Origin of the sequence: Nocardia sp. NPDC019219 (genome assembly GCF_040632645.1) — a bacterium.
Classification (GTDB): Bacteria; Actinomycetota; Actinomycetes; order Mycobacteriales; family Mycobacteriaceae; genus Nocardia; species Nocardia sputorum.
In genome coordinates, this window is sequence record NZ_JBEYCG010000005.1 from 192,391 (window position 1) to 205,969 (window position 13,579).

15 protein-coding genes are annotated in these 13,579 nt (G+C 69.1%); 7 read left to right on the forward strand and 8 right to left on the reverse strand.

The features are described from left to right. Positions 1-126: 126 nt before the first annotated feature. Positions 127-906 (forward strand): helix-turn-helix transcriptional regulator, encoded by a 780-nt coding sequence (locus tag ABZ552_RS12380; RefSeq protein ID WP_281880560.1) that lies wholly within the window; start codon positions 127-129, stop codon positions 904-906. Next, positions 903-1,766: a fructosamine kinase family protein gene (locus ABZ552_RS12385; protein WP_281880558.1), complete on the forward strand. Its 864-nt coding sequence runs from the start codon at positions 903-905 to the stop codon at positions 1,764-1,766. Before ABZ552_RS12380 ends, ABZ552_RS12385 begins: the two co-directional genes overlap by 4 nt. Positions 1,767-1,779: 13 nt before the next feature. Here the strand turns inward: ABZ552_RS12385 and ABZ552_RS12390 are convergent, their stop codons facing one another. The 3 genes from ABZ552_RS12390 to ABZ552_RS12400 form a co-directional block, all read right to left on the reverse strand. After that, positions 1,780-2,655: a TIGR03619 family F420-dependent LLM class oxidoreductase gene (locus ABZ552_RS12390; RefSeq protein WP_281880557.1), complete on the reverse strand. Its 876-nt coding sequence runs from the start codon at positions 2,653-2,655 to the stop codon at positions 1,780-1,782. Positions 2,656-2,806: 151 nt separating this feature from the next. Next, positions 2,807-3,310, reverse strand: coding sequence for a VOC family protein (locus ABZ552_RS12395; protein WP_281880556.1), 504 nt, complete (start codon positions 3,308-3,310; stop codon positions 2,807-2,809). After that, the gene (locus ABZ552_RS12400) at positions 3,307-4,071 is read right to left on the reverse strand and encodes an SDR family oxidoreductase (RefSeq protein WP_281918608.1); all 765 of its coding nucleotides are present in this window, start codon (positions 4,069-4,071) and stop codon (positions 3,307-3,309) included. Before ABZ552_RS12400 ends, ABZ552_RS12395 begins: the two co-directional genes overlap by 4 nt. A 60-nt stretch (positions 4,072-4,131) precedes the next feature. Here ABZ552_RS12400 and ABZ552_RS12405 point away from each other — a divergent pair, with 60 nt between their 5' ends. Next, positions 4,132-4,770, forward strand: a complete 639-nt coding sequence (locus ABZ552_RS12405; RefSeq protein WP_281880553.1) for a helix-turn-helix domain-containing protein — start codon at positions 4,132-4,134, stop codon at positions 4,768-4,770. Positions 4,771-4,791: 21 nt separating this feature from the next. Here ABZ552_RS12405 and ABZ552_RS12410 read toward each other — a convergent pair whose 3' ends face one another. Continuing rightward, the gene (locus ABZ552_RS12410) at positions 4,792-5,049 is read right to left on the reverse strand and encodes a hypothetical protein (protein WP_281880552.1); all 258 of its coding nucleotides are present in this window, start codon (positions 5,047-5,049) and stop codon (positions 4,792-4,794) included. 204 nt (positions 5,050-5,253) lie between these two features. Between ABZ552_RS12410 and ABZ552_RS12415 the strand changes: the two genes are divergently transcribed. The 3 genes from ABZ552_RS12415 to ABZ552_RS12425 all read left to right on the forward strand — a co-directional run bounded on the left by ABZ552_RS12415 (position 5,254) and on the right by ABZ552_RS12425 (position 7,339). Next, positions 5,254-5,436, forward strand: coding sequence for a hypothetical protein (locus ABZ552_RS12415; RefSeq protein WP_281918606.1), 183 nt, complete (start codon positions 5,254-5,256; stop codon positions 5,434-5,436). 198 nt (positions 5,437-5,634) lie between these two features. Further along, entirely contained in the window at positions 5,635-6,933 is a 1,299-nt protein-coding gene (locus ABZ552_RS12420; protein ID WP_281880542.1) for an NtaA/DmoA family FMN-dependent monooxygenase, read from the forward strand. A gap of 4 nt (positions 6,934-6,937) precedes the next feature. Beyond that, positions 6,938-7,339 carry a VOC family protein gene (locus tag ABZ552_RS12425; RefSeq protein WP_281880541.1) on the forward strand — a complete coding sequence of 134 codons (402 nt, stop codon included), beginning with the start codon at positions 6,938-6,940 and terminating at the stop codon, positions 7,337-7,339. On the opposite strand, the gene ABZ552_RS12430 is transcribed toward ABZ552_RS12425, so the two are convergent. The 3 genes from ABZ552_RS12430 to ABZ552_RS12440 form a co-directional block, all read right to left on the reverse strand. After that, a complete protein-coding gene (locus tag ABZ552_RS12430) occupies positions 7,329-8,192 on the reverse strand; it encodes a hypothetical protein (RefSeq protein ID WP_357437027.1) in 864 nt (287 codons plus the stop codon). The two genes, ABZ552_RS12425 and ABZ552_RS12430, sit on opposite strands and share 11 nt — an antisense overlap. Before the next feature lie 541 nt (positions 8,193-8,733). Next, the gene (gene prcB, locus ABZ552_RS12435; protein WP_357437030.1) at positions 8,734-9,558 is read right to left on the reverse strand and encodes a proteasome subunit beta; all 825 of its coding nucleotides are present in this window, start codon (positions 9,556-9,558) and stop codon (positions 8,734-8,736) included. Positions 9,559-9,666: 108 nt separating this feature from the next. Then, positions 9,667-10,986 (reverse strand): family 1 glycosylhydrolase, encoded by a 1,320-nt coding sequence (locus tag ABZ552_RS12440; RefSeq protein ID WP_357437228.1) that lies wholly within the window; start codon positions 10,984-10,986, stop codon positions 9,667-9,669. Between the two features lie 185 nt (positions 10,987-11,171). Here ABZ552_RS12440 and ABZ552_RS12445 point away from each other — a divergent pair, with 185 nt between their 5' ends. Continuing rightward, positions 11,172-12,263 (forward strand): hypothetical protein, encoded by a 1,092-nt coding sequence (locus tag ABZ552_RS12445; RefSeq protein ID WP_281880536.1) that lies wholly within the window; start codon positions 11,172-11,174, stop codon positions 12,261-12,263. Positions 12,264-12,307: 44 nt separating this feature from the next. Here the strand turns inward: ABZ552_RS12445 and ABZ552_RS12450 are convergent, their stop codons facing one another. Next, on the reverse strand, positions 12,308-13,546 hold the full coding sequence (locus ABZ552_RS12450) for an alpha/beta fold hydrolase (RefSeq protein ID WP_357437033.1): 1,239 nt from the start codon (positions 13,544-13,546) through the stop codon (positions 12,308-12,310). Between the last annotated feature and the right edge of the window lie 33 nt (positions 13,547-13,579).

Here is a 13,579-nt window from a genome sequence, read left to right on the forward strand (position 1 = left end):
CGGAACAGCATTCCGGCCGGTGACGCGCGTCCTGCCCGGCGTGGTCGAGAACGGTGCCGCCGGGTAGCGCTGTCGATTACCCGCGAGGTAATGGCCACGCCGGGCGGCCGTTCGTAGGATCGGGGCGTGAGTACCCCGACGGCAGGTGACCTGCTGCGACATTGGCGCCTGGAACGCAGGCTGAGCCAGCTGGAGCTGGCCGGACGAGCCGACACCTCGGCGCGGCACCTCAGCTTCATCGAGACCGGACGCGCTACCCCCAGCCGGACGATGATCGTGCATCTGTCCGAGCATCTGGAGATCCCGTTGCGCGAACGCAACCGCGTCCTGCTGGCCGCGGGCTACGCCCCGGCCTACGCACAGCCCGGCCTGGACACCCCGGCCATGGACGCCGTCCGCGGCGCGATGCGCCAGATCCTGGCCGGCCACGAGCCCTACCCCGCGCTGGCCATCGACCAGAACTGGACGATGATCGACGCCAACAGCGGCGTGGCCGTCCTCATCGCCGGCATCGATCCGGCATTGACGCAACCGCCGGTGAACGCCCTGCGGCTGAGCCTGCACCCCGACGGCATGGCCGGGCGCATCCGCAACCTCGCCGAATGGCGCGGCCACATCTTCGCCCGTCTGGCGCGCCAGGCCGAGGTCACCGGATCCCGGGACCTGGCCGACCTGCTCGAGGAACTGCGGTCCTACCCCGGCGGCGAAGTGGAACTCGCCGTCCCCGAACCCGACCAGGCGGTGGTTCCCCTGCGGATCGACCACGACGGCGACGAGTTGTCGTTCCTCAGTGTCACGACGGTGTTCGGCACCCCGATGAACGTCACCGTCGCCGAACTGGCCATCGAATCGTTCTTCCCCGCCGACGAGGACACCATGAAACGGCTCACCGCAGGCGTCCGGTGAGCCGCGCCGCCCACCTGTCGGCCCTGCTGGCAGCGCCGATTCGCACCGTCACCGATCTCGGCGCCAGCCATGCCTGGACGCTGCACCGCGCCGAACTGACCGACGGCCGGATCGTCTTCGTGAAGGCCTCGGACGGCCCGACGCCCGTCTTCGCGGCCGAAGCGGCGGGACTGACCTGGCTGCGCAGCGCCGCGCCGGGCCCGGCAGGCGACGGCGCCTTACTGCCGGAGGTGCTGGCGGCCGACGAGCGGATGCTGGTGCTGCCATGGCTGCGGGAGACCGGCCCCACGCCCACGGCCGCCGAGCGGCTGGGCCGGGAACTGGCCGCGCTGCACGCCGGCGGATCCGAGCAGTTCGGGGCGCCGTGGGAAGGCTGGATCGCGAGCCTGCCGCTGCCGAACACCCCGACGGACGGACCATGGTCGCGGTGGTACGCCGAACATCGCCTCGCGCCCTACCTGTCCCGGGCGGCCGGTGCGCTCGGCGCCGAGGGCACCCGCCTGATCGAGCGCGTCATCGACCGCATCGACGAGCTGGCGGGGCCGCCCGAACCACCGGCCCGCCTCCACGGCGACCTGTGGTCGGGCAACATCCTGTGGACCCCGGAACGGGCGATGCTCGTCGACCCGGCCGCGCACGCAGGTCACCGCGAGACCGACCTGGCCATGCTCGCCCTTTTCGGCGCCGCGCACCTGGACCGCATCCAGGCCGCCTACCACGAGACCCGCCCGCTCGCCGACGGGTGGCGCGCCCGCACGCCGCTGCATCAGTTGCATCCGCTGCTGGTGCACGTCGTGCTGTTCGGCGCCGGTTACCGGGCGCAGACCCTCGCGGCGGCCGCCGCGGCGCTCGCGTCGTGACCCGCGGCCGGCCTCACCGGTTGACGCGTGCGATGACCTTCTCGGCGAAGCGCGACAGGTTGGCGATCTTCGTCTCCAGCGGCTCGGTGTCCTGCTCGGTGGTGTAAGGCAGCCGGAAGCCGACGATCACGTCGGTGACCCCTTTGTCCTCGAGTCGTTTGATGCCGTCGACGGTGAAACCGTCCAGCGAAATGACGTGCACCTCGAAATCCTTGCGGGTGCCGTACTCCGCGCGCAGCGCGTCCAGTTCGGCCAGCAGCCGGTCCAGTTCGGCGCCGTCGCCACCCGCGTGCATCCACCCGTCACCACGCTGCGCGGCCCGCCGCAACGCGGGTTTGCTGTGCCCGCCGACCAGGATCGGCACCGGCTCGGTCGGCACCGGGCTGATCTTGATCGGCGGAATGTCGTAGAACTGCCCGTGGTATTCGAAGTAGCCGCCCGCCGAGAGCCCGCGCACGATATCGATGCACTCGTCCATCCGCGCGCCGCGCTTGTCGAACGGCACCCCCATGATCTCGAAGTCGTCCGGCCACGGGCTGATGCCGACGCCGAGCCCGAACCGGTTGCCGCTCAGCGCGGCCACCGAGGCGGCCTGCTTGGCCACCAGCACGGGCGGCCGGATCGGCAGCTTCAGCACGAACGGCGTGAAACGCAACGTGGTGGTCACCGCCGCCATCGCCGCGCTGAGCACGAACGCCTCCACGAACGGCTTGTCCTCCAGGAATTCACGGCTGCCGTCGGGGGTGTAGGGGTACTTCGCGTCGGATTCCTTCGGATACGCCACGCTGTCGGCCACGGCCATGGAGGTGTAGCCCGCCTCCTCGGCGGCTTTGGCGAGAGCGAGGTAATACGACGGATCGGTCATCGTCTCGGCGTAGGTGAAACGCATGATGCTCGCCTTCCTGGCGCGTCCAGCGCGCCGCGCGGGTCCCGGCGCCGGTACCCGCCGCAGCGGGCCGTGACCGGAACGGGAGAGGAAAAGGCCGCAAGCGGACCCGAGCCGCCCCGGCAGTTGCCGAGGCCGCCCAGGAGGTCACCGCCTACTGCCATGGGTTGGTGAAGCCTTCCGGAATCAAGTGGTCGAACAGCGCCTTCATCTCCGGCGACAACCGCAGCAATTCGATGTGCGAGCCGATCGGCCCGCCCTCGAGATAGGCGAACTCCATCCCGACGCCCTCGAACCGTCCGCGCGCGGCGATCTCGATCCCCGCCGCCGCGGCCTCCGCGAGCGCGGCGTCGTAGTCATCGGGCACCCAGGCGGCGTGATGCAGCCCTGGACCGAGACGGTCCAGATGCTCGGCATACAGGCTCACTCCGCCGCGCGGCTCGATCAGCTCCAACTGCTGGCCACCGGCATAGCCGAGCGCCACGGCGATGGTGTACTCCGCCGGGGCGCCGCGCAGTTCGGCGGCGTCGGGACCGAAGTGGACCTCCGGGATGGTGAACCACTCGCCCACCCCGTACCGGGTGGTGAACGCCTGGCAGGCCGCGGCCAGATCGGCTACCACCCAGCACAGTTGGAAGATCGGACCGCAGGCGATCATCCGCGCCCCCGGAAACGGCTCATCAGACCCGGACACCACCGGTGCGCGGCGATCACCGCCCTGTTGTAGTGCGGGAACACGATGTAGGGCTTGTTCTTGCGCATGCCGCGCAGGATGTGCCGCGCGGCCCGTTCGGCGCTGATCATCCCGATCGGCATCCGGCGCGCCGCCTGCCGATAGGAATACCCGGGCAGGTCGATCCCGGAATCGACGATGTCGGTCGCGACCCCGCCTTGCACCGCCACGCTCACTTTGACCCCGGACGCTGCCGCTTCGGCGCGCAGCGCGGTGCTCAGTCCGACCACGGCGTGCTCGGTCATCGCGTAGGCGGCCGACGGAGACACCGGCGTCAGTCCCGCGAGCGACGCCATGTTGACGATGTGCCCGGAACCTTGCGCGCGCATCAGCGGGTAGGCGTGCCGCGTCCCGTGCACCACACCCCACAGGTTCACGTCCACGATCCGCTGCCACTGCGGCAAGGGCATGTGCTCGACGGTGCCGCCGAGTCGGATGGCCGCGTTGTTGAACAGGAAGTCGATGCGCCCCAGTTCGGCCACCGCGCCGTGGATCAGGCGGCGCACCTGATCGTCGTCGGAGACGTCGACGACCTGGGTGTGGATCGCGGTGTCGGCGGCCAGCCCGACCAGCCCGGCGGCGTCGATATCGGCCGCCACGACCGCGACGCCGCGTGCGGCCAGCAGGCGGCACAGCGCGGCGCCCAAACCGGACGCGGCACCGGTGACCACCGCCACATCAACCACGCGTTCAATTAAGCATCTGTGTTTAACATCGTCAATACCAGTGTTTAGTACAGTGCGGATATGCCGAGCGACGCATCGCGCACCGCCTTGCTCGACGCCGGGGAACGCCTCATCGCCGAACGCGGCGTCGACGTGCCGCTGCGCGACATCGCCGCGGCCGCCGGCCAGCGCAACAACTCCGCGGTCCACTACTACTTCGATTCGCGCACCGGCCTGATCGAGGCCATCGTCGAACGCCGGATGAACTGGCTCGAACAGCGGCGCATGCAACTGCTGGCCGCCCACGAAGCCGACGGCCGCGCCAACGACGTGCACGCCCTCGTCGCGATGCTCGCGACACCGATCCTCGAACTGCTCGGCCACGACCGGGTCACCCACCTGGGCCGGTTCCTGGAAGTCGTGCGCACCCACCCCGTGGTGGCCGACGCGCACCGCCTCGCGGACGCCGACCGCGCCGCGGTCCGCATCATCGCCACCCGCCTGGACGCGGCGCTGACCGGCCTGCCGCGGCAGCTGCGCAGGCAGCGCCTGGAGACCATGGCCACCGTCATGTTCGCCTTGATCGCCGACTACGAGCGCACCCTGGAATCGGGAGTCCGCACCGCCCATCCCGGGGACGCCGCGGAAATCGTGGACATGATCGTCGCCATGCTCACCGTGCCCGTCCCCGAGCACGCCGCCACCGCGCCCGGACGCTGAGATCGGCACGGTTCCGGCCGCTCAGCCCAGCGTCCGACGTCCCCCGACGCCCTGGACCGCGACCAGCCGCCGATCGCCCTGTGGCCCGGCGGTTTCCGGGAACCTACGGTGCAGCCGCTCGATATAGCGGCGCACGACGCACAGTTCGCTGTGCAACTGGTGCCGCACGGCGGGATCGCCACGGTAGGAGAATTCGATGTCCCGCGCCAAGGTCCGGGCTTGCCGGGTCAGCAACTCCAAGAAGACCCGAGCCTGGGCGAGGTCGGCGTCTTGTTCCATGCGGTGGCCGATCTGTCGTTCGATACAAGTGTCGGTCGCCCAGTGCCCCCCGTGCCGCGGTCCTCAGCCGACAGGAGCAGAACATGATGCTAACCGAGCCGCGGCCCCTCGGGTGCCGAAATGGGACCGTCTTCGGCTATCGCGGGGCGACCAGCCATTCGGCGCGGCGGCGTCCAGGCCGCCGCGCACGCGTATCGTGATCGTATGGGCGTCATCGGGGAGCTGTTTCCGGGCAAGAAGCTGACCCACGAGGGCAGCGAAGACAGCGACGGACAGACCCACGCGCCGCGATTCGACATCGACCTCGACAGCGGAGTGGTGCGGGTGCCGCGCACGGACCGCACCACCGCCGACGACCACGGCGACCAGCGTGAGCGAGAAGCCTAGGACCGTCACCCCGTCGTTCGAACACCCGGACACTGGTGGCTCGAGCAGATTTCGCACTCCAGCTCGGCAACCGCCGCCCATCCCGCCGTTCGGCAGCGGATCGGGCACACCCACCCGCATCGAATCCCGCTCGAGCAGAAAACATCTCGCTGATCGCAACCCGTTACTCCGCAGCCGCGCGCCAGTAGCGTCGCCGCAATGGGCAATGCTGGTGGACGACGGCGGCCGCTGAAAACCGTCACGGGAGTCAGCGGCGCGGTCAGCGTATACGCGGCGGCCATCGATCCGACCGCGACCACGGTCGCGTCATCGATCGAGGTCGCGAAGATCGCCGAACAACACGGATTCGACGCCCTCTTCGCGGCCGACCTGCTCAGTTTCGGCGCCCAAGGCGCGATCGGCGCGCAGGAACCGTTGATCTTCCTGTCGGCGCTGAGCGCCGTCACCTCGCACGTCGGGCTCATCGCGACGGTGACCACCACCTTCCACCATCCCTACAACCTCGCCCGGCTCTTCGGCACCCTCGACCACATCAGCAACGGCCGCGCCGCCTGGAACGCGGTGACCTCCTCGGTAGGGGAGGAGAACTACGGCGACCAGGACCTGCCCAGCCCCGAAGAACGCTACGCGCGCGCCACCGAATCCCTCGAGGTGGTCAACGCCCTGTTCGACAGCTGGCGGCCCGGCGCGCTGACCCCCGACGAGCACGGCGGCGCGATCCTGGACCCCACCCGTGTCCGGCCCATCGACCATGCGGGCCGGTACTTCACCGTGCGCGGACCGCTGAACATCCCGCCCCTACCGCAACGCAGGCCGGTCCAGTTCCAGGCCGGGCAGTCCGCGGGCGGCATCGAACTGGGCGCGCGCTTCGCAGAGGTGGTGTTCACCTCGCTACCCACCCTGGAAGACGCGGTGACCTACACCAAGCGCATCCGCGCCCGGGCGAGCGAACTCGGCCGCGCCCCCGGCCTGCCGTTGATCATGAGCTCGTTCCACGCCACCTACGGCGCCACCGAAGCCGAGGCCAGACGCCTGGCCCGGGAACAGGCGGAGGCGACCGACTTCGACGCCGGACGCGCCGCCCTCGCCGACATGCTCGGCGGCGGCGTCGACCTGTCCGGCCTGCCGCTGGACAAGCCTCTCCCGGAGCACCTGCTGCCCGACGTGGCGTCGGTGCACCGCAGGCGCGGCCGGGTGGAGATCTTCAGCAACTTCGCCCGAGCGGGAAAGACATTGCGCGAGCTGATCATCGCCGCCAAAGACACCGGACACTGGGCCGCGGCCGGAACCCCCGAACAACTCGCCGACGCCGTCGAAGAACGCTACCGGGCAGGCGTTCTCGACGTGATCTCCCTCGGCGGGCTCGCCGACGAACGCACCCGCGACTTCGTCGTCAACGGACTGCTGCCGGAACTGCGCCGCCGCGGCATCGTCGGATCCGACTACGTCGGCGCGACCTTCCGCGACAACCTCGAGCTTCCCCCGCTCCCGGAGTGACGCTGTGCGCATCCTGAAAACCTATGCACGAGTCTTCGTCACCGACCTCGACACCGCCCTGCCGATCTACGAACGGCTGGCCGGCGCGAAGGCGGATCTCCGTTTCGGCTTCGAGGACGCCGAGCTCGCCGCGGTCGGCGATTTCCTGCTCATCGCGGGCCGGGCGCAAGACGTCGAGCGGTACCGGACCACGGTCGGCCCGGTGATCGTCGACGATCTCGACGCCCTGCTGCGGACGGTGACCGAACACGGGGCGGAACTGATCGCCGGACCGCTCACCAGCGCCACCGGAACGTTCGTGTACGTGCGGCACGCCGACGGGGCGCAGCTGGAATACGTCCAGTGGTCACCCGAAACGCGGGCACGCGTACTGGGACCGGATCAGCCCGCAGCCGCTAGCGGGTGAGGACCGGCGTCGAGGTCTTCGACCGGTGCCCGGAGGTCGCGCGCCGCGGTGGTTCGGTGTTGCGCACCCAGGTGACATTGGCGACCAGATCGTCATCGAAGACCAACTCGTCCCACAGCAGCAGCCGCTCGGCCGCGTCCGGTTCAGGGGGCGCCGCCGGACGCGGCGGCTGGACAGCGGCTGGACGCGGCGCCTCGGCGACGGCCGGGCGGGGTGCCTCGGCGGCAGCCGGAGGTTGCGCCGGCTCGGCGGGCAGCGGCGTCACCAACCACGCGAGCGCCCGCATCGGGCTCGAACCGTAGCGCCGACTGCCCTGCGCGACGGCGGCCACCGCGGCGGAGCAGCTGAGCACACCGGCGATCAACGCGACAGGCGTCAGCCCGGCAGCGGCCATGCGCCGATCACCGTTATCCGAAGTGCCCGACGCGCCCTCGCCGAACAAGCGATGCATCAACCCCGCACCGAGACCTTCACCCGGATCGACCAGGATCCGCAATTCCGGCGCCCTGGCATTCAGGTACAGCAGCGCGACGAGCACCAGCATCGCCGCGGCCACACTGGAACCCATGATCACGTGAGCCAGCACGCGGGTACGCGACCGCGCCTGCGCCACCACCGCGAACACGGTGACCATCATCGCGGCCGCGGCCAGCAGACCCCAGGCTCCGCTGATGTTCACGTCACGGAATTTCGACACCGACCACTCGTCGAAACCGTGGGTGACCCCGGTGACCCGGCCGAACGCGTCGGCGCGAGCCTCACCACCCGAACCCGACGCCGACAGCCACGGCTGGAACAGCAACGCGAAGCCGGCCGCACTCGTGGCCGCGGCGAACAAGAATCCCCAATCCACACCCCGTGGTGGCCTCGCGCCGCGTGCCCTGCCTCCGGAGCCGCGGCTCCGGCCGTCTCGCGCTTCGCTTACCTGCCAAGGGGTTGGTTGTACCATTGCTCCAGTTTCGCCGGTGCCGCATGAATTCCCTGACGCTCAACGCAATAACAGTGGAATTGCCCGAAGATCGGAAATCGCGGCACATCAATGAGATGTAATTCGATCGGGCGTCATCGGCCATCGACGGAATTCACCGTAGCAGCGCGGCGGCAGCGGGCAAGCGTGATCGATCTCCCACACATCGCCGCAGCTCCCGGGGCCTACGAGCCGAGAGTGACCCAACCGGTGAGTAACTTTTCGCGCACGGCGTTGAACTCGGCGTTCGCGATTCCACCGCCCGGCGCCGCACCCGGGCACCGCCCAATTGCTGTGACAGGCTTAACAAGTGCGCAGTGGGACTTCGGTCACAAACCCGCACCCCACGCGTTCGCCACGGCCACGCAATCCGCTAACCCGCGGCCCCCCAGTGGATTTCCCCGGAAACCGCACGAAGCGGCTCTCCTCAACGCCCCTCCGCCGCCGCACGCGCGTCGGCGACCACACCGGCGATCTCCGCCAGACGCTCCGCCGCAACCTCCACCGCACCCTCGGCGTCCACCAGCACCGCGGTGGGATAGATCGCCCGCGCCAGATCCGGCCCACCCGTCGCGGTATCGTCGTCGGCCGCGTCGAACAACGCCTCCACCGCCAGCCGCAACGCCGCGTGCTCATCGATATCCCGGTGATACGTCTTCTTCAACGACGACTTCGCGAACACCGACCCCGAACCGACCGCGGTGTAACCGAAACGCTCCTCCCGCCGCCCACCCACCGCGTCATACGACACGATCCGGCCCGCCCGCTCCGGATCGGCGGCATCCACGTCATAACCGACCAGCACCGGAATCACCGCCATGTCCTGCAACGCCGCAGGCAGATTCGCGCGCACCATCGCCGACAACTTCGTGGCCTTGCCGTCGAACGTCAGCGACGCCCCCTCGATCTTCTCGTAATGCTCCAGCTCCACCGCGAACAACCGGATCATCTCCAGCGCCATACCCACCGTGCCCGCGAAACCGGCCGCCGAATACGTGTCGGTGACGAACACCTTCTGCATATCCCGCGTCGCCACCAGATGCGCCATCGTGCCCCGGCGATCACCCGCCACCAGCACACCACCCCGATAACTGATCGCCACGATCGTCGTACCGTGCGGCGCGAAATCGACCGCGCCGCCCGCATCGAAACCCATGGCCGGCAGCAACTGCGGCGCGTACCGGCGCAGGAACTCCGAGAAGGACGCCGCCGGATACTGCAAGCCGAGCGGCAGGTGACTATCGATGGTCATGAATCACCTTTCCGGGCGGAGCGTCACCACCCCCGAACGCGACACGTGCTCGCCGCCGACGTTACCGCAACACCACCACCACGCGGCGACAACCGGCATCACCCGCCACTAAGCCGGGTCGTCCCCGGCGCAGGTATCCACCGCGTCGATCTGCAGACAGGGAACCGGAGCCCGCGTCGGCCGATAAGACGGCGCCACGCCACCCGCACGGATCAGCCGGGCATACGCGTCGACCGCATCCGTCGCACGGCGCGTCAACGCCGGATCGGTCAGCACATCCACCGTGTAGAGCCCGAACCGCGGCGCATACGAACCCCACTCGTAATTGTCCGTCAGACTCCAGTAGTTGTAGCCGATCACGTTCATCCCATCGGCCTTCGCCCGCTGCAACCAATACACCGTGTCCCGCAGATGATCCGCACGCGTATAGCCATCCGGCCGCGCCTGCCCGTTCTCCGTCGGAATACCATTCTCCACCACATACAGCGGACGCCCCGGAAACTGGCGCGCGTAATGCCGCAACGCGTAGTAGATACCCTCCGGATGCACCGGCAACTCCCACATCGCAGGACCACCCTCCGCGCCGCCCTGCGCCGCCTCCCCGGTCTGCGGCAACGGAGCGAAGTAGTAATCCACCCCGATGAAATCCAGCTTCGCCGAGATCCGATCCACGATCGGCTGATTCACCTCCGTCTCCGCGCCCGCCACGTACCCCAGATTGCTGGTCACCTGCGCACCCGGCCGACAACCATGGATGACGTCGTAGATCTCGTTGTGCGCCTGCGCGATCCGATCCACCATCACCGGAGCCTCCGCCACGCTGATCCCCCCGGTACGCAACTCGGTGCCGACATACGCCGCGGGCTCGTTGAACGTCACCCACAACGGATCACGCGCGGCATACCGCTGCACCACCTTGCGCATGTTCGCCAGCCAATCCTCGACCATGCCCGGATTGCGCCACCCACCACGGTCCGACGCCCACCCCGGATACACCCAATGATCCAAGGTCAGCATCGGCCGCATCCCCGCCGCCACGATCCGCGCGATCACCTTGTCGTAGAACCCGAACGCCGCCTCGTCCCACGCATGCGGCGCCGGCTGCAACCGCGCCCACTCGATCCCCACCCGATACACCCGCACACCCAGACGCGCCGCCAGATCGATATCGGAGCCAAAGCGGCGGGCGAAGTCCACCGAATCGAGATACGGATCCGCCGTCTCACCCGATGCGATGAAACGCGACCAGTTGCTGTCCGGCGCATCACCTTCCGACTGAAACCCCGACGACGCCACACCCCACAGAAAATCCCCATCGAACGCAGGCAGCTCCCGGCTCGGCTGAGCAGCGGAAACACCCGAAGCCATCAGCACAGCCGCAGCGGCCGACAACGCGGCGAACCCGCGCCGGTGAGTCCGTATACGCATCGCCGTAGCGTAGCTGTGAGATTGCTGACGGCTGCGAAGGAATCCGCGTGTCGCCGGTTGCGCCACCGTCACAATCCACGTCCCACCCCATCCGCCCAGCGCGCCCCCGGAAAACGCCGCACAACCCCACACAAGCGAAGCAATTGACCGAGCGCAACCGCCGCCGATCGACCAGACTTGCCCAGGTGACCAGATACGCATTCGATGCCGACCGCGCCGCCCTCGTCGCCACCTGGGCGACCGGACGAGGCGACCTCGCCCAGACGGTGGCCACCCTGCCCCCGCAGGTGACCAGGGACCAGGCAACCGATCTGGCGTCGAACCTCACCACCCTCTCGCGATTCCAATGGCGCACCTACACCCACCCGGCCAGCGCCGCGGGCGACCCCGACGTCCCCAACAGCGAAGCATGGCGCCGCGCCGAGGAACGCCGCAACTTCAAAGAAGTCGAAACCGGCCTGCGCACCCCCCACCTGCCCACCGACGAAGGACTGCTCGTCTCCTACAGCGGCGTCGTCGAATCCGCCCACCGCATCGGACGCACCCTCCACGACATCGACGACGCCGCCCTGCTCGACACCGTCGCCGCCGAAGTCCGCACCGAACAAGAAGCCATCGAATCCGCCGAACGCGGCGACCTCTCCGGCCGCGCCCGCCAAGCCGTCGAACTGTCCCGCCCCGACGTATCCCCGGCCCAGGTCCACGCCGCCGACGCACTCCTGCGCGCCGACCCGCTCGGCAGCATCGAACTGTTCACCGAACTCGACCCCGCCTCCGCCTCCGTCGCCGCGGCACACTGGCTCTACGCCGCCGCCGAAGTCGCCGGAGAATCCGCGAACGTACCCACCACCGACGTCGTCGCCGAAGCCGACGACATCGAAGCCCTCCAAGTGGAAACCCCCACCCTCGTACTCGAACGACTCGCCGCCGGCGACACCCCCACCGAAGTCGTCCTCGACCTCATCGCCGAAGCGATGGCCGTGCACGAAGGCCGCGTCCCCGCGCCCTGGAGCCTCGTCGCCCGCGTCGCCGAAATCGAAACCCAAGCCCACCGATTCGGCGTCGACGCCGACACCCGCGAAGCAATGCTCACCGGCTTCCGCATCAGCCGCCTCGACCCCGCCCGCCCCGCCCTCGACCTCCTCGAAGACCTCCTCGACGGCATCCGCGGCTGCCTGCTGCTCTACGCCGCCCACACCGACCACGACGACCCCGAAGCCCACTTCGCCGAAGACGTACGACTGGAAGCCGACGCCGACCCCGAAGACCTCCTCTGAACCCCGGGCGGGACACGGCCACGCCGGTCCCGCCCCCGAAGGGCTCACCCGGAGACTTCGGCAGCCTCCGACGTCAACCAGGTACCCAACGCGCGATACACCGCCTCGTCATTCAGCAACGTGAAATGATGCGCCGCCGCCAGATGCATCCCCTTCTCTACGTCGAACCCGACGCGACGAGTCCGAGCACGACCCGAACCACTCGGAGTGAGAACCAGCCCATCACCGAGCACACGCCCCAGCGGATGCCGCGGACTGCGAGTGACGGTAGCGGTGACGAAATAGTGGTCCGCGCCCACCAACAGCGGAACCTCGCGCACCACCCGGCGACGCAGAGCGTCAGCGTCCAGATCACGCCAATCCTCGTCCACCAGAGAGCCGTCACGAAGATCCCGGATCCCCGCGCTACGCCGACGCAACAGACGCCCGAACGGACGAGTCTCGGGAAACCGCACCAACGCCGCCGACACGAAATGCACCACCTGCTCCAGCGGCGCACCCATATGAGGCGAACCCAGGCACACCACCTGCCGCACCAGCCGCACCCACGGCAATCCGGCCTCACTCGCCACGAAGCACGCACCCCGCGCGACCAGCCCGCCCATCGAATGACCCACCAGCGACACCCGCTCGATCGGCACCGGCCACCGCTCGACCAAACACCGCATCAGCTCGCTGAGCTGCGCCGCGTTCTCCGAGATATGCAGCCCGGAGTTGTACCGGACCTGCAGCGCCGTACAACCGATATCGCCCTCCAGCCGCTCGGCATAAGTCGGCCCACCGCCCAGACGCCACGCGTGCTCGCTCTCCACCAACCCGTGCAGGAAGACCACGACATGCGCGCTGGGCCGCTGAACGCGCGCACCGACCAGCTCGGCTCGCACGGGCGCGCCATCGATCCGGAACGTCATCGGAGCGGCCAGAATCGGGCGCGTCTGCTCGAGATCGTCACCGATCAGACCCTGCAGCGCGGCGAGCAACCCCGAACCGTACACCGTGCGTGACGGCGCTTCGCCGGGCAGATCCGCCGTCCGCTCGGCGACCATGCCCGCCACCACCGCCGATCCGCTGACCACACGGTAGACGCTCTCGGCGATCGCATCGTGCATCAGCTCGACCGGCGCCGCCGCCGGTCCCACACCCCACCGCACCGCGGCGAACACCCGGTGCGCGATCGCCCGGTGCACGGCCGCGATCCCATCCACCGCTCCGCCCAGTTCGTCACCGGCCAGCCGGGCCAGCGCCCTCACCTCCGCTTGCCGTTGGCGCGCGCTCTCCGTCATAGCCTCAGTGTACAAGTGTGCACTGAAAGTGGT

What these genes read in the sequence shown, in the direction of transcription:
- ABZ552_RS12450 (WP_357437033.1), bottom strand. Translation starts at nt 13,546, where the DNA reads ATGACGGAGAGCGCGCGCCAACGGCAAGCGGAGGTGAGGGCGCTGGCC.
- ABZ552_RS12405 (WP_281880553.1), top strand. Translation starts at nt 4,132, where the DNA reads ATGCCGAGCGACGCATCGCGCACCGCCTTGCTCGACGCCGGGGAACGC.
- ABZ552_RS12390 (WP_281880557.1), bottom strand. Translation starts at nt 2,655, where the DNA reads ATGCGTTTCACCTACGCCGAGACGATGACCGATCCGTCGTATTACCTC.
- ABZ552_RS12395 (WP_281880556.1), bottom strand. Translation starts at nt 3,310, where the DNA reads ATGATCGCCTGCGGTCCGATCTTCCAACTGTGCTGGGTGGTAGCCGAT.
- ABZ552_RS12415 (WP_281918606.1), top strand. Translation starts at nt 5,254, where the DNA reads ATGGGCGTCATCGGGGAGCTGTTTCCGGGCAAGAAGCTGACCCACGAG.
- ABZ552_RS12420 (WP_281880542.1), top strand. Translation starts at nt 5,635, where the DNA reads ATGGGCAATGCTGGTGGACGACGGCGGCCGCTGAAAACCGTCACGGGA.
- prcB (WP_357437030.1), bottom strand. Translation starts at nt 9,558, where the DNA reads ATGACCATCGATAGTCACCTGCCGCTCGGCTTGCAGTATCCGGCGGCG.
- ABZ552_RS12410 (WP_281880552.1), bottom strand. Translation starts at nt 5,049, where the DNA reads ATGGAACAAGACGCCGACCTCGCCCAGGCTCGGGTCTTCTTGGAGTTG.
- ABZ552_RS12440 (WP_357437228.1), bottom strand. Translation starts at nt 10,986, where the DNA reads ATGCGTATACGGACTCACCGGCGCGGGTTCGCCGCGTTGTCGGCCGCT.